The sequence below is a fragment of the Rosistilla carotiformis genome (genome assembly GCF_007753095.1).
In the GTDB taxonomy this organism is placed as follows: domain Bacteria; phylum Planctomycetota; class Planctomycetia; order Pirellulales; family Pirellulaceae; genus Rosistilla; species Rosistilla carotiformis.
In genome coordinates, this window is record NZ_CP036348.1 from 6,719,208 (window position 1) to 6,740,737 (window position 21,530).

18 protein-coding genes are annotated in these 21,530 nt (G+C 59.1%); 4 read left to right on the forward strand and 14 right to left on the reverse strand.

All coding sequences use genetic code 11. The features are described from left to right. Window positions 1-24: 24 nt before the first annotated feature. The gene (locus Poly24_RS24190; protein ID WP_145101731.1) at window positions 25-1,617 is read right to left on the reverse strand and encodes a metallophosphoesterase; all 1,593 of its coding nucleotides are present in this window, start codon (window positions 1,615-1,617) and stop codon (window positions 25-27) included. A 618-nt stretch (window positions 1,618-2,235) separates the two neighbouring features. Between Poly24_RS24190 and Poly24_RS24195 the strand changes: the two genes are divergently transcribed. Continuing rightward, on the forward strand, window positions 2,236-3,087 hold the full coding sequence (locus Poly24_RS24195; RefSeq protein ID WP_145101733.1) for a MurR/RpiR family transcriptional regulator: 852 nt from the start codon (window positions 2,236-2,238) through the stop codon (window positions 3,085-3,087). Window positions 3,088-3,300: 213 nt separating this feature from the next. Here the strand turns inward: Poly24_RS24195 and Poly24_RS24200 are convergent, their stop codons facing one another. The 3 genes from Poly24_RS24200 to Poly24_RS24210 all read right to left on the reverse strand — a co-directional run bounded on the left by Poly24_RS24200 (window position 3,301) and on the right by Poly24_RS24210 (window position 6,992). Next, window positions 3,301-4,431, reverse strand: coding sequence for a Gfo/Idh/MocA family protein (locus Poly24_RS24200; RefSeq protein ID WP_145101735.1), 1,131 nt, complete (start codon window positions 4,429-4,431; stop codon window positions 3,301-3,303). A gap of 122 nt (window positions 4,432-4,553) precedes the next feature. After that, window positions 4,554-5,573: a sugar phosphate isomerase/epimerase family protein gene (locus tag Poly24_RS24205; protein WP_197452140.1), complete on the reverse strand. Its 1,020-nt coding sequence runs from the start codon at window positions 5,571-5,573 to the stop codon at window positions 4,554-4,556. 162 nt (window positions 5,574-5,735) lie between these two features. Further along, on the reverse strand, window positions 5,736-6,992 hold the full coding sequence (locus Poly24_RS24210) for a cupin domain-containing protein (RefSeq protein WP_145101737.1): 1,257 nt from the start codon (window positions 6,990-6,992) through the stop codon (window positions 5,736-5,738). 192 nt (window positions 6,993-7,184) lie between these two features. Between Poly24_RS24210 and Poly24_RS24215 the strand changes: the two genes are divergently transcribed. Next, the gene (locus tag Poly24_RS24215; protein WP_145101739.1) at window positions 7,185-8,351 is read left to right on the forward strand and encodes an aldose 1-epimerase family protein; all 1,167 of its coding nucleotides are present in this window, start codon (window positions 7,185-7,187) and stop codon (window positions 8,349-8,351) included. 19 nt (window positions 8,352-8,370) lie between these two features. Here the strand turns inward: Poly24_RS24215 and Poly24_RS24220 are convergent, their stop codons facing one another. The 9 genes from Poly24_RS24220 to Poly24_RS24260 all read right to left on the reverse strand — a co-directional run bounded on the left by Poly24_RS24220 (window position 8,371) and on the right by Poly24_RS24260 (window position 19,028). Beyond that, window positions 8,371-9,810, reverse strand: coding sequence for a S41 family peptidase (locus tag Poly24_RS24220; protein WP_197452141.1), 1,440 nt, complete (start codon window positions 9,808-9,810; stop codon window positions 8,371-8,373). Window positions 9,811-10,366: 556 nt separating this feature from the next. After that, window positions 10,367-11,143 carry a hypothetical protein gene (locus tag Poly24_RS24225; protein ID WP_145101744.1) on the reverse strand — a complete coding sequence of 259 codons (777 nt, stop codon included), beginning with the start codon at window positions 11,141-11,143 and terminating at the stop codon, window positions 10,367-10,369. 80 nt (window positions 11,144-11,223) lie between these two features. After that, window positions 11,224-11,946 (reverse strand): ABC transporter ATP-binding protein, encoded by a 723-nt coding sequence (locus Poly24_RS24230; RefSeq protein WP_145101746.1) that lies wholly within the window; start codon window positions 11,944-11,946, stop codon window positions 11,224-11,226. A 244-nt stretch (window positions 11,947-12,190) separates the two neighbouring features. Continuing rightward, entirely contained in the window at window positions 12,191-12,943 is a 753-nt protein-coding gene (gene fabG, locus Poly24_RS24235) for a 3-oxoacyl-ACP reductase FabG (protein ID WP_145101749.1), read from the reverse strand. Window positions 12,944-12,997: 54 nt separating this feature from the next. Beyond that, the gene (locus tag Poly24_RS24240) at window positions 12,998-14,395 is read right to left on the reverse strand and encodes a GntP family permease (RefSeq protein ID WP_145101751.1); all 1,398 of its coding nucleotides are present in this window, start codon (window positions 14,393-14,395) and stop codon (window positions 12,998-13,000) included. Next, entirely contained in the window at window positions 14,392-15,150 is a 759-nt protein-coding gene (locus Poly24_RS24245; RefSeq protein WP_197452142.1) for a 3-hydroxybutyrate dehydrogenase, read from the reverse strand. Before Poly24_RS24245 ends, Poly24_RS24240 begins: the two co-directional genes overlap by 4 nt. Further along, window positions 15,147-16,997 carry an AMP-binding protein gene (locus tag Poly24_RS24250; RefSeq protein WP_197452143.1) on the reverse strand — a complete coding sequence of 617 codons (1,851 nt, stop codon included), beginning with the start codon at window positions 16,995-16,997 and terminating at the stop codon, window positions 15,147-15,149. The genes Poly24_RS24245 and Poly24_RS24250 overlap by 4 nt, the downstream gene beginning before the upstream one ends. Further along, the gene (locus tag Poly24_RS24255) at window positions 16,994-18,133 is read right to left on the reverse strand and encodes a thiolase family protein (RefSeq protein WP_145101753.1); all 1,140 of its coding nucleotides are present in this window, start codon (window positions 18,131-18,133) and stop codon (window positions 16,994-16,996) included. The genes Poly24_RS24250 and Poly24_RS24255 overlap by 4 nt, the downstream gene beginning before the upstream one ends. 4 nt (window positions 18,134-18,137) lie before the next feature. Then, window positions 18,138-19,028: an alpha/beta hydrolase gene (locus Poly24_RS24260; protein WP_145101755.1), complete on the reverse strand. Its 891-nt coding sequence runs from the start codon at window positions 19,026-19,028 to the stop codon at window positions 18,138-18,140. Between the two features lie 143 nt (window positions 19,029-19,171). Between Poly24_RS24260 and Poly24_RS27230 the strand changes: the two genes are divergently transcribed. Then, the gene (locus tag Poly24_RS27230) at window positions 19,172-19,672 is read left to right on the forward strand and encodes a hypothetical protein (protein ID WP_197452144.1); all 501 of its coding nucleotides are present in this window, start codon (window positions 19,172-19,174) and stop codon (window positions 19,670-19,672) included. Window positions 19,673-19,806: 134 nt separating this feature from the next. Next, complete coding sequence (locus Poly24_RS24270; RefSeq protein WP_197452145.1) at window positions 19,807-20,706, forward strand: acyl-CoA desaturase; 900 nt, start codon at window positions 19,807-19,809, stop codon at window positions 20,704-20,706. A 37-nt stretch (window positions 20,707-20,743) separates the two neighbouring features. On the opposite strand, the gene Poly24_RS24275 is transcribed toward Poly24_RS24270, so the two are convergent. Beyond that, a complete protein-coding gene (locus tag Poly24_RS24275) occupies window positions 20,744-21,523 on the reverse strand; it encodes a DUF1295 domain-containing protein (protein ID WP_231753325.1) in 780 nt (259 codons plus the stop codon). Window positions 21,524-21,530: the final 7 nt, after the last annotated feature.

Genomic DNA, 21,530 nt, shown 5'->3' on the forward strand with positions numbered 1-21,530 from the left:
TATAAGCATGCCGACACAGACCGCTCACTTCGTTGGAACCAATGCTGCCGAAGCGGCTTGGTCTTTGGGTTGACTGGGAACCGATTCTTTCATCTCGGGTTGTTCCGCCGGAGCTTGGTCCAATCGGATCGTAAACGATTGATCTTGCTCGAGCATGTAGCGGTCGTGCAGCGGACTGTACGCGAGCACGTGCACCGTATTGCCATCGGGATCGAATTCCAACAGCCGCAGGTAGGCTTCGCCGCCAAGTTCTCGCATCTGGTAGTTCGCCAACATTTGGTGGACCAGCTGGCCGGTGTCGTTGGGGTCGGCGCGATAGCCCGTTCCGTCGTTGAGAACATGGCCGTTGAAGGTGAAGACAAAGTTGTGCTTGCGAACCAATTTGTCCCACAATTCCTGGCCGTCGTTGACGCCACCGGGAGTTCGATAGTGGTGCGGATTCCAGTGATTGGGATTTACCTTGTCGGTCGCATCGTAGCGACGAGAGTTCGAGAAGAGGTAGGCGTGGGTCACAAGGATCCCTTTGTGATCGGGATGCTTGGTCATCACATCGTTAGCCCATGCGATCGTCTCGTCGCGCGGCCCCCATTCCAACGCCAGGACGATCCACTTTTGACCTCCCGCTTCGAACAGATGGTACGTGTTGTCAAGCTTTCCCGCTTCGAAGGCTCCGCCAAACCCTGGCATCGCAGCTGTTTTTTCGTAAGGAAAATACTCATTCAACAACGTGTCGCGCGTCGATGCGTCGCCCGAAGGGCCGTAATCGTGATTGCCACCAACGATCGCATAGGGGACGTGGCCGTCGAGCAACTGCATCGATTCGGCCGCTCTCTCCCATTCCTTTCTGGTGTTGTTGTTGGTGATGTCACCCAGGTGCAGAACGTATTGAATGTTGCGTTGTTTCGCATGAGCACGCAGCCAAGCGGTCTGAGCTGAAAACAAACCCGGGAAGCGAACCGAATAGACTTGGGTGTCGGGGAGTAGGGCCAAAGTCCAGGAACCCTCGATAAAGCTGCCTTGAACGCGAGGTGCCGGCGTGACCTGGATCGGAACGGCACGACGGGCTTCGACATCCTGGACGTGTTGCAGCAGGTTCTTGGCAAACCGCTGCCCCAGCCGATCGAGATGTTCTTCGGCGGAAGGCTTGCCGTCGGCGTCGATCCGTTTGTCGACATGCATCGCCGCGAGCACAATCCGCCCCTGGCCGTAGGCTCCTTCCATCAAGATCGGGTGGCTGGCGTAAGCGTCGGAACTGATCACGACTTCAAATCCCCCGTGCCGATCAAACGTCTCCCACCCCAAGCGGTCGCCGGTCACTTGCGCGGTGCCGTCGGCTTTGATAAACCCTTGGGCGAGCGTGTGCCCTGTGGAGAGGACGTGCAGTTTGGCCGAATCGATATCGCACCGTCGCGCTTCGAGCGTTGTAGGAAGAAACGGAGGGCGATCTTCGGTCTGATCGGCCTGCGTCATTTGGACCAGGACATTGCCGTCGTCGACGAATTTATAGAGGTCTTTGGCGTACTTCTTCATGTAGGGTTGGTAGGCGGGGTCTTCGCTGGCAAAGCTACCGATAAAAACCAGCCCCGAGAGGCCCCATGGAGAACTGTCCTTTGGCAAGGGATGGACCTCGAATCCGGCTTCGGTCAGCAACTGGGACGCTCCGCGGCGGTTGGTCCATGGGTCGAGATAGTCCCAGACAAACGCCTACACTGCAGTTGGGGCTTTTTCCACGGCATCGACGGAAGACACGTTCCCAAAAAGGCTGGCACTCATTATCGCAGTAGCACTCGCTAGATTAATCAAGGTGGCTCGGATGGCCCGAATCTGGACGCCTGACATTCTGTATTCTCCACGGTTGTAGCGTGAACGATCGTTTGCAACGACACCAAATGGACATTATATTCGCGTGAGAAAATGCCGATGTCGATGCATTTTTAAGTGCGATGGGCGGCTTCCACAATCCAGAACCGGAAGCCCGTGCAAAGATTCACTTCAACTTAACTCACCTTGGATATTAAATCCGATCTAAGGGGTCTTCGGTCCCCCGATCGCTGCTTGCGGGGAGCGCGTGGGGGGCAAATGAAGTTCAAGTGAAGGAGTCGACGACGCCCCCTCGGACGATTACGCTCGGCGGTTCGCCGCGGGAAATTAGTTAAAGCTAACGCCCGACAAGATGCCCCCTGCACCTTGAAACTCTTCCCGTGATCCCTCCACAACCGACGCTGTGAACTTTTGATGAGTACCCCTGCTGCCCAAAGCTCCTCCTACGCCGATGAATCCTGGCGGAAGAAGTTTCGTCGCCTGCATGGCGAACTGACCAACGCAGAACAGCGGGCTGGCGAATATTTCGAGAAGCATCCCGAGTCGGCATACCATTCGATCACCGAAGTCGTTGCGATCAGTGGGATCGGATACGGAACCGTGATTCGTTTTTGCCAGAAGCTGGGCTGCAAGGGCTTTCAAGACTTCAAGCTGATGCTGGCAACCGACGAAGCGGTCAACGTGCGCGCCGAACGCGATCCGAACGACCGCCAGGGGAGCGAGGTTGAGCGACGGCTGAAGAACGATCTCAGTGAAACCCTGAGACTGCTGGACGACCACGACTTGCAATTAGCGGCCGAGCGCCTGCTGGCCTGCCGAGTTGTTCAAATCGTGGGTGTTGCCAGCTCTGCACCGCTGGTGACAGGATTGGCGTGGAAGCTCGTCCGGATTGGTATCGACGCCCGCCCATCGACCGAAGGGTATGTGATGGCGGTCAACGCGACGCTGCTCGACGAATCGGATGTCCTCTTCGCGATCAGTTCATCGGGCGCGACGAAGGACATCCTGCACGCGGCGAGCGTTGCCGAAACACAGCAGGCAACGGTGATCGCCCTCACAAATTTCCCCAACTCACCGCTCAGTCAAATAGCGGATATTTCGCTGATCACCACCGCAAATCGCGACCCGATCAAGGCCGAGATCCCATCGATCATCGCGGGCGAAGCCGTCGCCGAAATGCTCCTAGACCGCATGCTTTCCCTCGCCCCCAAACGACTCGATCACATCCTGCAATCCTCGAAGGTCGTCACGGATCGAAAACTCTGATCGACCGACCGCAGGGCTCGAAGCTTCGGCCGATCAAAAGGAGATTGTGAAATGGAACGAGCCGAGCAGGCCCGACCAGCGGTCCCTCTCGGCTCGATCTTGTTAGCACATTGTGATCCGTCCTGCCCGCTTACTTTCGCTGGGCGCAAACGCAAGTGGAAATCGCGGTACCATCGGCCGAAGCCTCGAGTCCGGCCGGATAGCGATGGAGGACTACACGTCCATCCAGGCGCGGTCTTTGGCGCTCTTGAGGACTGCGTCGCAGACCTTTTGAGTTTCCAAGGCGTCGCGGAACGATGGATGAACGGGCTTCCCTTCGTCGAGACTCTTCAAGAAGTCGGCGACTTGGTGGATGAAGCTGTGTTCGTATCCAACGTTCAAACCTGGCACCCACCAGTTGCCCATGTAGGGTTGGTCGCCATCGGATACGTGAACGTCGCGCCAGCCGCGGACGATGCCGTCGTCGGCGTAGTTGAAGTACTGCAGGCGATGCAGGTCGTGCAGGTCCCAGGCCAGGCTGCCGTGTTCGCCGTTGATCTCCAGCGTGTAAAGCGCCTTGTGACCGCGAGCGTATCGGGTCGATTCGAACAGGCCGAGGGAGCCGTTGTCGAAGTGGCAATGGAACATGCACGCGTCGTCGATCGTGACAGGTTCCTTCTTGCCGGTTTCAGCATGCAGGCGTTCCTTGACAAAGGTTTCGGTCATCGCCGAAACGTCTTTGATGCCGCCGTTAAGCCAGAGAGCTGTATCGATGCAGTGAGCCAGCAGATCGCCGGTCACGCCGCTGCCAGCTGCTTCGGCATCCAGGCGCCAGGTCGCTGCACCGCCTTGAGGGACGTCGGCGTTGATCGTCCAATCTTGCAAGAAGTTCGCACGGTAATGGAAGATCTTGCCCAAGCGACCTTCGTCGATGATCTGCTTGGCCAGCGAGACCGCGGGGATGCGGCGGTAGTTGTACCAAACCATGTTCGGCACGCCCGCCTTCTCGACCGCTTCGCACATCGCTTCGCCTTCGGCGACGTCGATCGCCAGCGGCTTCTCGCACAGAACCGCCTTGCCCGCTTCGGCGGCGGCGATCGAGATCTCTTTGTGCAAGTTGTTCGGCACGCAGATGTCGACGGCGTCGATGTCGTCGCGCTTCAGCAATTCACGCCAATCGGTTTCGATCGATTCGTAGCCCCAGTTGTCGGCAAACTCTTGAGCCTTTTCCGCGTTGCGGGCACACAGCGCCTTGAGGACCGGTTTGTGGCCGAGCTTGAAGAAGTGGTTCGCTTGGGCGTAGCCGTTGGTGTGCGCTTTGCCCATGAAACCGTAACCGATCATTCCGATGTTGACGTTTTTCATGTTGATGGTGTCTCGTTTCTGAAGTGTTGTGAGGATCTATTCAATGCCGATCGGCTGCCAAGCGTCGTCTGCCGCGATGGTCGCCTTTCGCGGAGCAAAAGGCGGCAGGCAGCCCGCGGGTGTTAAACCAAGCTGGCGTTGGCGTCGCGAACCTTGATCATCGTGTCGAGGATCGTGTTCCAGGTCTTGGGATCTTCCAACGTCGCGTTGGGAAACATGCAGCCGTCCCAACAGATATGTTGGATGCCGCGCGACGAAGCGTCTTTGAGCCAGTAGCTGGCGCAACGGACGATATCCAATTTGCCGTTGGGGTCATCCGCTGGGCAGTGCTTGCCCGTCTTGTCGTGCGACCCGGCACCGTGGACTTCGCCATCGTTTTGGGCGACGTGGAAATCGATCGTCCAAGGACGCAGCTTGTCGGTCATCTTTTCATACGCGGCGTAAAACTCTTCGTCGCTGTAGCCCGGTTGCAGCAGCGCGTGTTCGGCGGCGTTGTAGCCCATCAGGTACAGATAGGTGTGCGCCAGGTCGGCTTGGAAACCGAGACTCTCGGGCATCCCAACCGCTTCGAGAAGGTCTAACATGTCCTTCCAGCTGTGCATGCCGGCCCAGCAGATCTCGCCTTCGGCAGCCAAACGCTGGCCGTGATCGGCGGCGATCTTGGCAGCTTCTTTGAAGGTCGCTGCGATTTGGGCGGTGTTGGACGACGGGTTCTCTTTCCACTTTTCGACGCCAAACTCGGCGCTGTCGATGCGGATCACGCCGTATTTGCGAACGCCATGGTTATCGAAGATGCCAGCGACGCGGCAGGCCATCTTGACTGCCGAGAGGAACTTTTCGCGTTGTTCGGCGGTTCCCATCGCGGAATCGCCAATCGTGCCGGGCCATACGGGAGCGACCAGCGACCCGACGGCAAAGCCTTTGCTTTGGATCAGGTCAGCGATCTGACGCAGTTCGTCGTCGCTCGCTTCAGGGTTGGTGTGAGGCAGGAACAGGAAATAATCGATGCCGTCGAACTTCTGACCGTTGACTTCGGCAGCGGCTGTCAGGTCGAGCATCTTTTCCAGACTGATCGGCGGCTCTTGTCCCTCGTCGGTCCCTTTGCCAACCAGTCCGGGCCACATCGCGTTGTGTAGTTTCATCGTTGTTCCTGTTCCGTGCCTTGTACGTGCTTTGGTGTGTGAGCAACAACCCACAGTGGTTCTGTTGGGCTATTGTAGCGAGATGCTAAGAGGCCGTTCGACGATTGCCGAGGCCAGCCGAAATCCTTTGACTCCGGCTGGCGGCAAACCGGATGCGGCGTGCTATTTCGATCCGCCGTGCAGCGGCAGATTCGGATGCACATCGGGACCGAAGTAACGCAGGCCAACCAGTGGCTCGCTGCCGGTATTCTCGATCACAACGCCGGCGTTGGCAGCTTCGTACGAGATGAAGATCTCGTCTTCGGTGTTTTCGCCGAAGCGAATCGAAGCGGGCGTTTGCAGGTTCAAGCTGCCCATCTTGCCCTTGCCCTGCATCGTGATCCAGCTGCTGGCACCCGGTTCTTGAAGCGTGCACTTCTTGCCCGGTTGAATCGTCAGCTCTTTGGCGCTGAACAATTGCTTGCCATCGACGCGGCCGTAGACGATCCACAGGTCTTCATACCCGTCGCCGCTGCGGTCGGTGTCGACGATCGGTTCCAGGTAGTTCGATTCCTTGAAGTGGGTGTCGACGTTCTTTTCCCAGTCGAGCTGGCCAATGATGAAGTCGAGGTCTTGGTGCTTGTCTTCGGGCATGTCCTTGACCAACAGCGACCATGGCACGTAGCGGCCTTCGACGATCGATTGGAACATGCCAAAGACGTCGCTGCCCCACTGAGGTTCGTAAGTGCATAGCGAACCGGGAGCGTGCAGAACGCCCGGCGGGATCAACCAACCGGTGCCGCGCTTCAGGCGGTGGGCACGCGAGAGGTCGAGGATTCCGTTGTCCCCTTCGTTCCAGTTTTCCAAGCACTTGCGAACTTGATCCTTGGTGGTGCCTGGTTCGAGCCCCATGAAGGTGTAGGCAAAGTTGTTGTCGACGTTGTTCAATTGTGGCGGGAAGTAATAGCTCTCGGGCTTCCCTTCTTGGCCGACCAACGCCGCATCTTCTTGGCTCTGGTGCATGTGGTGCGGGATCGGGCCCATGTTGTCGAAGAACTTGCTGTAGACTGGCCAGCGATCGTACTTCGAGAACATGTCTTTACCGATCAAGCGGTCGCCCGCTTCGGCAACGGCATCTTTGAGCAAGAACTTTTGCCCTTCGTGCAGGCAGAAGCTGAGGCCTTCGTGCCAGACGCGTCCCTCGTTGGCCGCTTCGGTCGTGCTGCCGAACCAACGTTCATCGATGCCACCGCGATCGGCACCGAAGCGGTAATAATCGCTCGGGTGCAGCTTAATCCGGCGCCCCGGTTGAAGGAAGGATCGAGGCACCCAAGTGGGTGTTAAACGCAGCAGTCCACCGCCTGCGTTCATTGCCGAATCCAGGACGGATGCGACGTTGTCCGATTTGACCAATCCTTCGTCGAGGCTTATTTGAGGCATTTTTCGTGGTGTCCTAATGAGATAACCTGTTGATATTCCGCCGGTGACCCATCCGAAAAGGCGGTCAGACCGGCGCACGATGTTTTATTCGGCATCGACGCCTGAAACAAGTCAGTGTCGGCGATTCGATCATTCGCGGTGCAACAAAAGATCGACAAAAACTCACCCCCCATACCTGCTCGAGGCCCCCATATGGCAACCAACTTCAAGAATCCCGCAGCCCCCCGCACGCTCCCCGCGATCGATTGGCATCCGCCGCGCGAAGGCTGCTTGGCCGCGATGGAGTCGCCCGAGGGGCAAATCACCCTGAAGTACGGCACGATCGCCAGCGGTCGTGGGGCGGGGATCGAGGTGGTGCAGATCGATACCGGACCGATGCAGGTGACCCTGTTGCCGACCCGCGGGATGGCGATTTGGCAAGTGATTTGCGATGGAATCCCCTTCAAATGGAACTCGCCCGTCGATGGCCCCATCCACCCATCGCTGGTTCCGGTCCACGATCCCGGCGGCATCGGCTGGCTGGAAGGATTTGACGAACTGCTGGTCCGGTGCGGCTTGGTCAGCAATGGAGCCCCCGAATTCGACGAATCGGGGCAATTGCGGTATCCGCTGCACGGGCGGATCGCAAACACCCCGGCAGAGAGGGTGTGGTCAGAGGAGGTCGAGGGGCGATGCGTCGTCGCGGGAGAAACGCACGAAAAGCGGCTGTTTTTCAATAATTTAACACTGACAACGCGGGTCTCCGTCGCCCCGGGAGGTCGCGAGATCGAGATCGAAGACACGGTGAGCAATCACGGCTCGCAGCCAGCCGAAACGCAGATGCTGTATCACATCAATGTAGGCGCTCCGGTGCTGGGAGCGGATGCAAAGCTGTTGGTCCCATTCGAAGAAGTGGCGCCGCGGAACGATCACGCCGCAACGGACATCGCGACTTGGGATCGGTATCGCGGTCCGGAATCGGGATTCCAGGAACAGGTGCATTTATTCCGAATGAAGTCCGATGCCGCCGGATCAACGGCGATGATGCTGCAATCCCCCGGCGGCGATCAGGGTTTTGGACTTTCCTACGACACGAACACGCTCCCCTATTTTATCGTTTGGAAAAATACCGCGGCGCACCAGGACGGCTATGTCACGGGGCTCGAACCGTCAACGAATTTCCCGAACCCACGCAGCTTTGAAGGAAAACAAGGGCGCGTCGCGACCGTTCCCCCCGGCGGAAGCGTCACTCACCGTGTGAACCTGCATCCGCTGGTCGGCCAACAAAACGTCGACTCTTTCGCGGCCAAGGTCCAGGCATTGCAAGGAAGCGGGTCGCCGACGGTGCATGAAAAACCGAAGGCCGATTGGGCGTCTTAAGCAGGTCCCCCCCGCGTACCTAAGCGGCCAGCTTTTGCGTTCGCCCATTCGCCTGCTTCAGAAACTCGACAGCCTTGATCAGTTGCGGATCTTGGTCGAGTGCCCGCGGGTCGGCCGACACTTTTTCGATGGCTTCTTCCGAATCCGCGTCGCTCGGCGGCGTTTCTGCCGCCGCGGCCGGCTTCGACGCCTCCGTGCTATCGGTTTCTGTCGTCGCCGGACTCGTGACGTCCACAGGCAAAGCATCTTTCGTCACCACGACAGCCGTTTCGGGCATGATCGGGTAGGCGGCGCTTTGCAGGCGCTTCATCGCGGCCATCCGTTGGTCGTCGGACAGCTTGACCTCAAAGCCTTCGTTAGGGCGAACTCCCCAAGCCTCTTCGTCGGTCGAACCCTCCAGGCGATGGATGTTCTCGCCGTTGGGGCGGTAGTAGCGGGCGGTGGTCAGCTTCAGCGCGCTGCGTCCCGATTCCAGCGGCAGCACGTTTTGAACCGTTCCCTTGCCGAAGGACCGTTCGCCGATGACCGTTGCTCGGCGATGATCCTTCAAGCTCGCAGCGACGATCTCGCTGGCGCTGGCCGAATCACCATCGATCATAATCACAAGCGGTTTGTCGTCGTCGACCAGTACTCCCGAGGTCGCCGAAAACTCCGCCTCCAGCTTGCCGCCGCGACCGCGTGTCGTCACGATCACTTCGTCTTCGAGAAACATGTCGGCGATATCGACGGCGGCCGACAACAGCCCGCCTTGATTCTGACGCAGGTCGATGATCAACGAATCAAAATCGTTGTCCAGTTGTTCCAATGCCGCGGTGATCTCGTCGACGGTCTGTTCGGCAAACGTCGTCACGCGGATGTAGGCGATCCGCGGCTCTTCACGCAGTCGGAAGACCCAGTTGTTGTCCGAATCGCGGTAATCTCCCAGCACCGATTCCAGCGGAATCCAAGCGCGCTGCACTTCGACCTGCAGCGTTTGATCGCCTCGCTGGACCAGGATCGAAACGACAGTCCCCTCGGGGCCGCGCAACAAATCGCTGACCTTTCCGATTTCGAGCCCTTCAGTTGTCGTCCCATCGACTTCCATGATCCGGTCTCCCGGTCGCAGCCCCGCCTTAAACGCGGGCGTTGCAAACAGAGGCGTCACGACGCGCACGCGGTCCTCTTTATCGGGCTGTTCGACGATGATCCCGATCCCGGCAAACCGCTGCTGCAGCGCGTCTTGGAAATGGCCGTACGAACTGGGATCGATGAACTGGGAATAGGGATCCAATTGGCTCACCACCCCCTGCATCGCTCCATCGACCAAAGCGCGGTGGTCGACCGGATCGACGTAATAGCGATCGATCATCGAGATCGCGTCTCCGACCGGTCCGGCGTGTTTCATTCGATCCGCCTTCAAATAACAGGCGACCGACACGATCATCACCGCCACAATGACGTAGGTGTTGCGAACAGGCATTATCAATCCGACCAACGATCTACAAGAAGAAAATAAAGGCGATGGGCGCGACAGCCGACCGGCAAGGGCCGCGCCAGGGGGCCGGCAATCCGTCGCGGGCCCCCACTCTGTTGAGCCTATCCGATCGCCGCAGCTTTTGCCAGCTTCGAAGCTATTCAAGCAGGGCGAAAGCTCCCAGCGGTAGCGGAAAAGCCGCGGAGGCGGCGGCAGCATAGAGTCAGGGCCGCAGGTCCAGCAATTTGCATAGCCCAGGCCATCGGCCTGGGTTCTAGCGGCGATGATTGACATGGTTGGGCTGTAGGCCCGGTCGATTGTCACCACCTCCCCCGGGGCGTTGCCCCTTCGCCTGTTGTGAAATGAAACCGGGCGACGTCGGCTGATACCCAGCCCTGCAGGCTGGGCTATGCAAATTGCTGGACCTTCGGCCCGCGACAGGCGTGCCAGGAATGTGCCTGTCCCCTTTCGCCCCTCACGCGTGTTGCCGCTACCGCGGCTTCGATTCGACTTGCACACGATCGTGCTGTGCGACGGGTTCACCTTGGACGCGAAGCCCAAACTACCGGGGGCGTTTCCAACCGATTTCGGGCCCGCCGGGGCGGGTGATGAAAAGAGTCAGCAGCAGGCCCGAGACCAGCCCCACCCCGACAAACATCACAAACGGCACCGGCGAATCGGACAGCCGCCAGCCCTCCGTGAAGACCGTGCTAAACATCGCCGCCAGCGTGGCGATCGGGAAGAACATCGCCAGCAGGACGTTCAACCGGTGAGATGCTCGAGCCATCCGGTCGCTCGCTTCGGCCTGCTGTTCGGCGCGGCGAACCACCGCGACGTCCATCGCATTTTTGGCGTCGCCGTACAGCAGTTCCGCCGTCCGCGAAATCTCGTAAGCCCGGTCGCGGCATTCGATCAGGTCGCGGTCCTGCGGAACCTCTTTGCGAGCCTCCTCCAGGACCTGCAACATATTTCGCGACGCTCGCAGCAAGGGCGATAGCCGTTCGAGCAACTGCAGGTACTGGTCGGCATGCAACGCCTCGGTCTCCAACTGCTCCGACGCATCCAACGCCGCGGCGTATTGATCCAAGTGTTTGTGCAATGCCGCCGGGCCGGCTCCCGAATCGGAGCTGTGCCATGTTCCCGAGGTTTCCCGCCAGAAGAAACGCCCCGTTCGCGTCGTATCATCCGCTCCGGGAACGACGTGCAACACCAGCAATAAATGACCGTCGGCCAGCATCGCCCGCTGGCGTCCCGCGGTCGATCCCAAGCGATGCCGAAACTCTTCGGGCAACTGCCACATCGGCGGCAGCAGTTGACGTTTAGGCTTTGTCGGACTCATCGGTTCCCCCCTCGTTCAAATCGATTCAACCGGCGGCGTTGTCGCACCGCTTCAATCGACGCCCCACGTAATAAAAAGGCCTACACATTTCCTGCTTCCCCCGCCACGCTTCCTTGTCGCTCGCCGACAACCTGCCCGGCTTGTAGCTGGATCTGGCGATCGGTCATCCGGTCGATCTGCTCGCTGCTGTGACTGGTCCAAACGATCGACCGCTGTGGATCTGCCGCTTGCCAATCGCTGATCATCGCTTCGACGCGACGAGTCAACTCGGCATCCATCGACGCCGTCGCTTCATCGAACAGCACGACGATCGGATCCAACTGCAACGCACGCAGCAGCGCAAACAACTGCCGCTCGCCGCCGCTGGCTTGCATCATCGGCCCTCGCGGCAAATCGACATTCAACCCACACGCGTCGATCCAAGCCGCGATCCGATCGGCGTCGTAGCGGCGATCTCGATGGATCTTCCATTCAAACGGCGACCGCAGAAATTCTTCGACAGTCCCATCGGTGACCGGGACCAATTGAGGCAGATACATCGCGCGGCTGCGGAATCCGGGCACCTCGCTTCCAACAACCGGTTGCCCCTGCCATAGGATGCGGCCTTCTTGAACAGGATCCAATAAAACCATCGACCGCATCAAAACGGTCTTCCCTGCGCCGCTGGAACCGACCAAACCGATCCGTTCTCCGGCAGCGATCGACATCGAAACCCGATCGATCAACACGCGACCGGTGGCGGAATCGCGGCGAGTGATCTGTTCGGCGGTCAGTAGCGGTGCAGCCAAGGCGATAAAACTCAAGTAGTGTCGTTCTGGAAGTTCGCCGATTATAAGCAGCCAGCAAGCAGCCTTCTAGGTTTAACCGCAATCCCGTTCAACGAAGCGTAGTGGACGAGGCTACGAGTCCTTTTGCATCAGACCAAATCGCGGGGACTCGTAACCTCGTCCACTACGTCCCGCCGCTAATTCTTTCGACGGTCCGAAGAGCCTGCGGTTTGCCCGGAAAATATATTGCGACATGCTTAGCCGACACTACTCGAAGCGATCAAACCAGCCAACCGCCGTTGACGTGCAGCGTCTGTCCGGTCATGTAATCGGCCAACGGACTGCACAGAAACAGGATCGCGTTGGCGATTTCCGACGGTTCACCAAATCGCCCCAAAGGAATTTGTTTCAGCATCTCGGCGCGGGCCGCTTCGGGAATCGAAGCTCCCATCTCGGTCAGCACCACGCCGGGAGCGACCGCGTTGACGGTGATCCGTCGGCTGGCCAGTTCCTTGCTGATCGCTTTGGTCAGTCCAACCACGCCCGCTTTGGCAGCTGAATAATTCGCCTGGCCGAAGAAGCCAGTAAAGCCGGAGATCGATGTCATGTTAACGATTCGCCCGCCATCGGCGATCCGCTCCGACGCCTCTTTGCAAACGCGATAGACGCCCGATAGGTTCGTATCGATTACCGAACCCCATTCGTCATCGGACATCTTCTTCAGCGTGCGGTCTCGCAAGATCGCCGCGTTGTTGACGACGATGTCCAACGATCCAAAGTGCCCGACCACGGCATCGAACATCGCTGCGATCGAATCGCGATCGCGGACGTCTCCTTCGACCGCCTTCGCCCGCGACCCCAAGCCGCTGGCCGCCTGCTCGGCTCGCTGCTGGTTCACCCCCGCAGCGTCCTGGAAATAGGTCAACACGACGTTGGCTCCAGCGGCGTGCAGCGTCGTCGCCGTCTGCAGTCCCAGCCCTTGTCCGCCACCGGTAACCACGGTTGTCTTCTGTGTCAGGTCGATGCTGATCATTGTCTTATATTCGTTTGTAGAGGAAAGGATTTCATCGCGACGAAGCGTCTGCTGTCAAACCAATCCGGTCCATTGATAGATCACAATCACGACAAAGACCGCCAGTGTCTTGATCAATGTGATTCCAAAGATGTTGCCATACGCTTGACGATGTGTCAGCCCGGAGACAGCCAACAGCGTGATCACTGCGCCGTTGTGAGGCAGCGTGTCCATGCCGCCGCTGGCCATCGAAGCGACTCGATGGAAGACCTCCAACGGAATCCCGGCGGCTTCCGCATTGGCGATAAACGTTTCGGACATCGCCGCCAACGCGATGCTCAAACCGCCCGACGCCGATCCTGTGATCCCAGCCAATGTCGTCACGGTCACCGCTTCGTTGACCAACGGATTGGGGATCCATCGCAGCGCATCGGAGACAATCAAGAAGCCGGGCAGAGCAGCGATCACTGCGCCAAATCCGTATTCCGATGCCGTGTTGGTCGCAGCCAACAACGCTCCTGCGATCGCCGGCTTTGTTCCCTCGGAAAGTTTTTTGAACAGATGCCGCCAAGCCAGCAACATCACCGTCAAGATCCCCAGGATCAGCGCTGCTTCGATCGACCAGATCGCCGAGATTTTGGCGACGTCCTGAACAACCGGTTCAGATGTCCCAACAACCGCTGGAATAAATGCGTGCGATTCACCGTACAGTCGCGGAATCGCACCGGTCAGGATTTTGTTAGCGACCGCAACGACCAGCAGCGGCAGCATGGCGAGCCAGGGCGAAGGAAGCCGATCGTGCTCAAACGCCGCAGGTTCGTTCAACAAGACGTCGCCATATCCCTCTTCGTTTGCGGCGGCGACGCGGACGCGCCATTCCAAGAACAGCAGACCTGCCAACAGCGTGAACAGCCCGCCCAGGATCCCCAACCACGGCGCGGCGTAGATGTCGGTCTTGAAGAATGCCGCGGGGATCACGTTCTGGATTTGAGGCGTTCCGGGAAACGAATCCATCGTGAAACTGAACGCTCCCAACGCGATCGTCGCGGGGATCAATCGCTTCGGAATTCCGCTCTGACGAAACAATTCGGCGGCAAACGGATAGACGGCAAAGACCGCCACAAACAGCGACACGCCGCCATAAGTCAGCAGCGCACTGACGATCACGATCGACAGCACCGAGCGTTGCCGTCCCAGTAATTCGATGATCGCCGACGCGATCGATTTCGCAAATCCCGACAGCTCCATCGTTTTGCCGAAGACCGCACCGAGCAGAAAGATCGGGAAGTAGAGTTTGAAGAAGCCGGCCATCTTGTCCATGAACAGCCCCGTAAACATCGGGGCGACTTCCGCCGGATCGGTCAACAACACGGCTCCCATCGCTGCCAGCGGAGCGAACAGGATCACGCTGTAGCCGCGGTAGGCGGCGAGCATCAAAAAGCCGAGTGCCGCAAGGATGATCAGGAGGTTCATTGCGCGGTCCAGCCACCATCGATTGTGAGCGTTTGGCCTGTGACGTTCCGAGCCAACGGGCTGGCCAGATATTCGATCGCCGCGGCGACCTCGTCGCATTCGATAAACGCCTTCTTCGGCATCGGTGCCAACATCACCTGATCGATCACTTCGGCTTCGGTTATCCCGCGTGCGATCGCTTGGTCGCCGATCTGCGCGTCGACCAGCGGCGTCCGAATGTAGGCGGGGCAGATGACGTTGCTGGTGATCTCCGAACCAGCTGTCTCGAGCGCCAACACCTTCGAAAAGCCAAGGATCGCGTGTTTGGCAGCCGTATACGCCGTCTTGTACGGCGACGCCACCAGCGAATGAATCGAACCGATATGAATCAGTCGGCCATATCCGGCGGCTCGCATTCCCGGCAACACGGCTCGCGACATCAAGAACGTTCCCTTGACCATCACGTCGAACAATTGCTCCCACTTCGCCAGCGGGAAATCTTCCAACGGGGCGACATGCTGCAAGCCGGCGTTGTTGATCAAAACGTCGATCGGGCCGACGCGAGCAAGCAATTCCTGCACATTCTGTTCACTCGACACATCCAATTGATGAGCCTGCGCCGCACCTCCCGCAGCCACGATCTCCGCAGCCGTCTGTTCGGCTCGCGACAAATCGAGATCGGTTGCCAAAATCGTGTGCCCTTGCCCGGCCAAACAGATTCCAAGCCCACGCCCCAATCCGCTGCCAGCACCGCTGATCATAACTGTACGCTTCACGAGCAACCTTTTGCATGTTGGAGGTATTGATCGCGGAGCACGCGTCGCATGACTTTGTTCGACGCGGTTCGTGGCATCACATCGACAGGAAGGATGTCGTGGATTTTGAACAACGGATTCAATTCTTTTCGAATCGCCGATTGCATCGCCGCCATCAGCTCCTTCTTGTCGACCGTCACGTCTTTCGCAAGCACCACGTAGATCACCAGTTGGCTGGGACCGCCGTCGGGCGCGACGCCGATCGCCGCCGTTTCGGAGAGCCCCGCGACGCCTTGCAACACGCGTTCGATCTCCGCCGAACCGACTTTGATCCCACCCAGGTTCATCGTATCGTCGGCTCGCCCCATCGCTCGCCAGCCCCCAGCGGGAATCCGCTGGATCTGGTCGCCATGCCGTCGCAAAACGTCCCCTTCATGACGGCACGGGGTCGCTGCGTAATACGATTTGTGGTGGTCCCTGTTCAATAATTGCGTCGACATCCCGATCGTCGGAGGGACAAGGAACGCCTCGCCGCTGTCGGCTGGTTGACCCTCGGCGTCCAAGATCACCATTTCGGTACCAAGCGTCGGCGTGTTGAACTCACCGACTTTGCAAGGCAGCGCGAGCGTCGATGCGATGTAGCCGCCGCCGAGCTCCGTGCCACCACAATATTCGATGACCGGTCGACCGCCAGCCTGCTCCATCAACCACCGCATATCGTCCGCGGCGGAGCATTCGCCGGTCGTACTGAACAGCTCGATCGAACTCCAATCGAGCCCTTGAGCCGCGTCCGCTGCTCGCCACGTTTTCACCAGGCTGGGGATCACTCCCAACATCGTCGTCCGCGCGTCCTGAACAAACCGGCAGAACTCCGCCCCAGTGGGCGATCCGTAATAGAGCCCCATCGAAGCCCGGTTCATCAGAGCAGAGAAGATCAGCCAGGGGCCCATCATCCAACCGATATTGGTTGGCCAGACAGCGACGTCGCCCGGCTGGATGTTCTGGTGGAAGTGGGAATCGGCCGCACATTTGATCGGTGTCGTATGCGTCCACGGAATCACTTTAGGATCGCCCGTCGTCCCCGAAGAGAACAGGATGTTCATCGGATCCGAGGGCTCGCAAACGGCAACCGTCGCGTCCTCGTCATCGCCAAGAAAATCGCTCCAGTGACAATCGCCATCGCGCAGGTCGGCTGTCGAGCCTTCGGAGACGACGATCGCCGCCGGCGCCCCGGCTTGCTTGACGCCAGCGAACAACGGATGCGATTTCCCACCGCGGGGGAAGACATCTTGAGTGAAGATTCCGACGGCGCCAGACAGTTTCAGCCGCGTCGCGATTTCTTTGGGTTGGAAGCTGTCGGCGATACTGACAGCGACACAGCCAGCCCACGCGATGCCGAGATAGATCGCAACGCATTCGACAGTCATCGGCATCAAGATCGCAATCGCATCGCCCGGCTTGTATCCGCGTTGTCGCAGCCCATCGGCGACTCGCGACGCAAGCGCCCGCAATTCACGAACGGTCAACGTTTCCAATTCGCCCGCTTCGTGCTGATAGATGATCGCCGTCGAATCGGCAGCCGCGTTAAAGCAGCTCTCGACAATGTTCAACTTCCCACCGGGGAACCACTTCGGCGAGGCGACTCCTTCGGAAACATCGACGATCCGATCGAACGGCGTTTGGAAAGGAATCGCCAATCGTTCGACGACCGACTCCCAAAACAGTTCGCGACGCTGGATCGACCAATCGTGCAAGGCTTCGTAATTGTCGACGCCGGCGCGCTGCATCAGCCAAGCCACGTTGGTGGCGTCGATCGTTTCCTGGGTTGGTTCCCAGATCCCACATTGCTTCACTTCGACAGCTTTCACTCTGGTTTATCCAAAACAACGGCACATCCCATCCCACCACCGACACACAGCGTCGCCAGCCCGCGTCGGGGCCGGCGGTGTGCCAGATGGACGATCAACCGCGCTCCGCTGGCACCAATCGGATGCCCCAATGCGATCGCGCCGCCGTCACAGTTGACCTGGGCTTCATCTAGTTTCAATTCACGCATACAAGCCAGCGACTGCGCCGCAAAAGCTTCATTTAATTCGATCGCATCAAACGACTGCGGATCGACGCCCAGTTTTCGCACCGCGTGAACCGGGCCGAGCCCCATCAATTCAGGCTCGCAGCCCGCGACGGCGCTGGCTGTCAGAACCATCATCGGTTCCAAGCCGCACTGGCGTCCCCAGTCTTCGTCGCACAACAGCAACATCGCCGCGCCGTCGTTGATTCCCGAAGCGTTTCCCGCCGTCACGGTGCCATCGCTTTGGAACGCGGGCGACATTTTGGCCAGCTGTTCCACAGTCGTTCCCGGCCGCGGATGCTCGTCTTCGACACAGCCGTCAACAGCGACGATCTCGTTGGCAAATCGTCCCGCCTGCTGCGCCGCGGCGTACAGCGTTTGGCTGCGAACCGCAAACGCGTCTTGCGCCGCGCGGGAGATCTCGTACTTGGCCGCCAACCGCTCGGCGGTTTGGCCCATGTGATCGCCGCTGAACGCGTCGGTCAGCCCGTCGCGCAACACCGAATCGACAAGCACCGCGTCGCCCAACTTGTATCCCCTGCGGGCCCGCTGCATCAAGTGGGGTGCATTGGACATCGATTCGGTCCCGCCGCACAAAACCATTTTGGCCGATCCGTTCTGGATCGCTTGAGCCGCCAGGATCACCGCCTGCATCCCCGAACCGCACATCATATTGACGGTGAAGGCGGGCGTGCTGACTGGCAGGTCCAACCGCACGCCAACTTGCCGCGCGACGTTCATCCCCAGTCCTGCACTCAGCACGTTGCCAACGATCACCGAATCGATCCAACCGGGATCGACCGATGCGACGACCTCGCGTCCGGCCGCGACAGCCAGATCGACCGCCGATTGTTTTGCCAACGCGCCGAGCAAGCGTCCCTGAGGAGTTCGCTTCGCTGCGACGATCCATACCGTTTTTTCAGACTTCGCCATCCGACTACTTCTTCCCTATTGTTTCACGTACGAATTCGGAGGCTCGCTTGCCAGCATCTCCACCGGCTCCCGCAACTCCATGATTGGCTCCCGGCACCACAACAAGTTCCGCTGTGACACCTGCTTCTTGCAATTGTTTGTCCATCCGCCGGGCATGTTTGATCGGCACGATATCGTCTGCGTCGCCGTGGACCTGCATGATCGGCGGATCGTCGCTGCTGACAAAGCTGATCGGCGAGACGTCTTTCATTTTGTCGGCATCCATTTCGGCAACCGCCGTTCCCGGTTGATAGCCCAGCAATTGTCGGTAGGCGGGATGCTTGTGTTCGATATCGGACAACAGCGACCAATCGGTGGGGCCAGCAAAACTGACAGCGCACGCCACGCGTGACGACTGTTTTTTAATCGGATCGGTCGCCTGGGCATCGGCCACATCGTCGTGCAATGCAACCCACAGCGAAAGGTGTCCGCCAGCCGATCCGCCGGTCACGCCGATCCGATCGGGATCGATGTTCCACGCCGCGGCGTTGCTGCGGACAAACTGAATCGCTCGCAAGCAGTCGTCGGTCTGCGCCGGATGCGGCGCGACGTCGGTGAATCGGTATTCGATCGAGACGACCGAAAGCCAGCCCTGCGCGACTGCGTTGCTGAGCCATTGAGGCAAGCGATTCTTCGAACCTCCCCGCCAACCGCCGCCATGGATGTAGACCATCGCCGGGACCGGCGTTTCCGACTTCGCCAGATAGACATCCAACCGCTGCGACGCGTGCTGGTCGTCGTAGGCGAGATCGCGATGCGTCGGCGGAATCTGCTGGCAACTGGCCGTCATCGGCACGAGGACCAACAGCAACAACGGTAAACCAATCGACAGCGAGAGTCTCTGGAATCGACGCATCGTTTTCGCCTTGAGGGAGGTGGGGTGGAGAGAGTGGACGGATGATTGTAGCTGGAGGGAGGGGAACAAGAAACGCGTCGGTCGCACCGCATACCAGGCCGACTGACAAACAATGGTTCCCTTGCCCAACGTCGCTCATTATTATGACGGGTCCTCAACTTGCGATCCTCCACCACGGCGACTGCTGTCCAGGCGATGCCGCCTACGTGGAGGATCCCATCCGTTCCCCTTCACTCCGCCGCACGCAGCGGTGGCAACCGAAACAAACCATGACCAAAAAGCAGCGGATCCCGCACAAATTCCAACCGTGGATCGCCGTCCGCAAAAAGTATCGGCTGACCGACGCGCAGGTCCAGATGGCCCGCGAACTGGGGCTGAGTCCGAAGCGATTCAGCAACTACGCCGACCGCAAGGATCAGCCTTGGAAGCTGCCGTTGCCCGAATTCATTGAATCCCTGTACGAAAAGCAGTTCGGCCGCGTCGCCCCCGAAGTCGTGCTGACGATCGAAGCGATGGCCGCCGAACACCAAGCCCGCCGCGAAGCCAAGAAGCTGGCAAAACAGGAAGCCTTGGCGCAAGAAGAATCGCGAACGGAAGAAGCCGCCACGGACGAGCCGGCATCACCTGAAGCCGACGATCAATAAAGGCACTCAGGCGAAAACGGAAAAGTGGTCAAATCACAACTCGCCCCTACAACGATCGTTAGGTCGCTTCCGTATGCTTCCGGCAGCTTGATCGCAACGACCGATTCACATTGTAGATGGGCGAGGAGAAGATTTTGGAAACAGACATCGCGGAGCCACGGAAGCTCGAGTCGGAAGAGATCGCATGGGCTCGGTTGTTCGGACTGATCGCCATGCATCTCGGTTGTCTGGGCTTGGTCTGGGTCTCATGGAGCGTCTTTAACATTGCTGCAGCAATCGGGCTGTACCTGCTGCGAGCGTTTGCATTGACGGCGTTTTACCACCGCTACTTCGCCCACCGGGCATTTAAAACGTCGCGGCCCGTTCAATTTGCCGGGGCCCTGATCGGCCTGACCGCGTTGCAGAAGGGGCCGCTGTGGTGGGCTGCTCACCATCGTCATCACCACCGCCAATCGGATCAGCCCGACGACGTCCATTCGCCGATCCCACGCGGCTTCATATGGTCTCACTTCGGATGGATCCTCGCCGATCGCAGCAGCGAGGTCCGGGAGAATCTGATCCGCGACTGGCTCCGCTTCCCCGAACTGCGATGGCTCGAACGACTGTCGATGCCGATCGGCGTCGCTTTTGCATTGCTAGTCTACGTCACCGGCGAGGTCTTAAACGCCGTGGCACCAACGCTGCAAACCAGTGGGCTTTCACTGCTCATCTGGGTCTTCTTCGTTTCCACCGTCGCCCTCTATCACGCCACCTATTCCGTCAACTCCTTCGCTCACATCTTCGGTCGGCGACGATTCGCAACGCGAGACAACAGCCGCAACAATCTGCCCGTGGCGCTGCTGACACTCGGCGAAGGATGGCACAACAACCACCATCACTACCAATCCTCCGCTCGCCAAGGTTTCGTCTGGTGGGAAATCGATATCTCGTATTACACGTTGTGGATGATGTCCAAAATCGGCTTGGTCTGGGGGCTGCGCGGTGTTCCCAAACACATCATGCAGCGGTCGCTGCAATCAACGGCCAAGGCGTAAACGGGAAACGGTGTTGCCGCTCCATCGATCTGCCAACTTAGCCGTCGCCAATATTCACAGGGCCAGGGAAAAAGGCATTCGTTCGGGCGACGTATTCCGCATAGCCTGGCTTCGACGTCGACAACTTCGTCTCTAATAATGTCACGCCCGAGACACGCATCAGCAGCACTGACATCAACAACGGAGCGATGATCGTCCACCAAGCGGCGGTCAGAGAGAGGCTGACAAGAAACAAGCCCCACCAAACTAGGAAGTCGCCGAAATAGTTGGGGTGACGCGTGTAACGCCACAAGCCGCTGTCGAGCACTTGCCCCTTGTTGTCCGAAGCGGCTTTAAAACGAGCCAACTGCCAATCGCCCACCGATTCGAAACACAACCCCGCAGCCCAAACGATCACACCCACGACTTTAATCCAGACTAGATCTCGGTCGGCCAACGCCGTTCCGATTTGAATCGGCAACGCGACGACAAACATCACCACGCCCTGCAATCCAAAGACGGTCAGCAGACTGATCCACGCGAAGGCCGAGCCCCACTTCGCCCGCATCTCTCGATAGCGATAGTCTTCGGGTTGACCATGGTTCCGCCAGAACAAGTAGCCGCTGAGTCGCACGCCCCAGATTGTTGTCAGCACGGGCAACAACCAATCGGCCGAATCGCGATCGGCGATGCAATACGCCGTCCATGCGACCAGCACAAACCCGAGGCCCCAGCCGATGTCGACGATGCTGGCGTCGCGTTTCCACAGACTCAGCAGCCAGATCGCGAGCATCAGACAGGCGATCGCAGCGGTACTGGCGAGCATGACATTTAACAATGGATTG

Bases quoted from the DNA above. Each gene is read 5' to 3' on its own strand.
- Poly24_RS24195 (WP_145101733.1), top strand. From the start codon at position 2,236: ATGAGTACCCCTGCTGCCCAAAGCTCCTCCTACGCCGATGAATCCTGG.
- Poly24_RS24200 (WP_145101735.1), bottom strand. From the start codon at position 4,431: ATGAAAAACGTCAACATCGGAATGATCGGTTACGGTTTCATGGGCAAA.
- Poly24_RS24205 (WP_197452140.1), bottom strand. From the start codon at position 5,573: ATGAAACTACACAACGCGATGTGGCCCGGACTGGTTGGCAAAGGGACC.
- Poly24_RS24210 (WP_145101737.1), bottom strand. From the start codon at position 6,992: ATGCCTCAAATAAGCCTCGACGAAGGATTGGTCAAATCGGACAACGTC.
- Poly24_RS24215 (WP_145101739.1), top strand. From the start codon at position 7,185: ATGGCAACCAACTTCAAGAATCCCGCAGCCCCCCGCACGCTCCCCGCG.
- Poly24_RS24220 (WP_197452141.1), bottom strand. From the start codon at position 9,810: ATGCCTGTTCGCAACACCTACGTCATTGTGGCGGTGATGATCGTGTCG.
- Poly24_RS24225 (WP_145101744.1), bottom strand. From the start codon at position 11,143: ATGAGTCCGACAAAGCCTAAACGTCAACTGCTGCCGCCGATGTGGCAG.
- fabG (WP_145101749.1), bottom strand. From the start codon at position 12,943: ATGATCAGCATCGACCTGACACAGAAGACAACCGTGGTTACCGGTGGC.
- Poly24_RS24240 (WP_145101751.1), bottom strand. From the start codon at position 14,395: ATGAACCTCCTGATCATCCTTGCGGCACTCGGCTTTTTGATGCTCGCC.
- Poly24_RS24255 (WP_145101753.1), bottom strand. From the start codon at position 18,133: ATGGCGAAGTCTGAAAAAACGGTATGGATCGTCGCAGCGAAGCGAACT.
- Poly24_RS24260 (WP_145101755.1), bottom strand. From the start codon at position 19,028: ATGCGTCGATTCCAGAGACTCTCGCTGTCGATTGGTTTACCGTTGTTG.
- Poly24_RS27230 (WP_197452144.1), top strand. From the start codon at position 19,172: ATGACGGGTCCTCAACTTGCGATCCTCCACCACGGCGACTGCTGTCCA.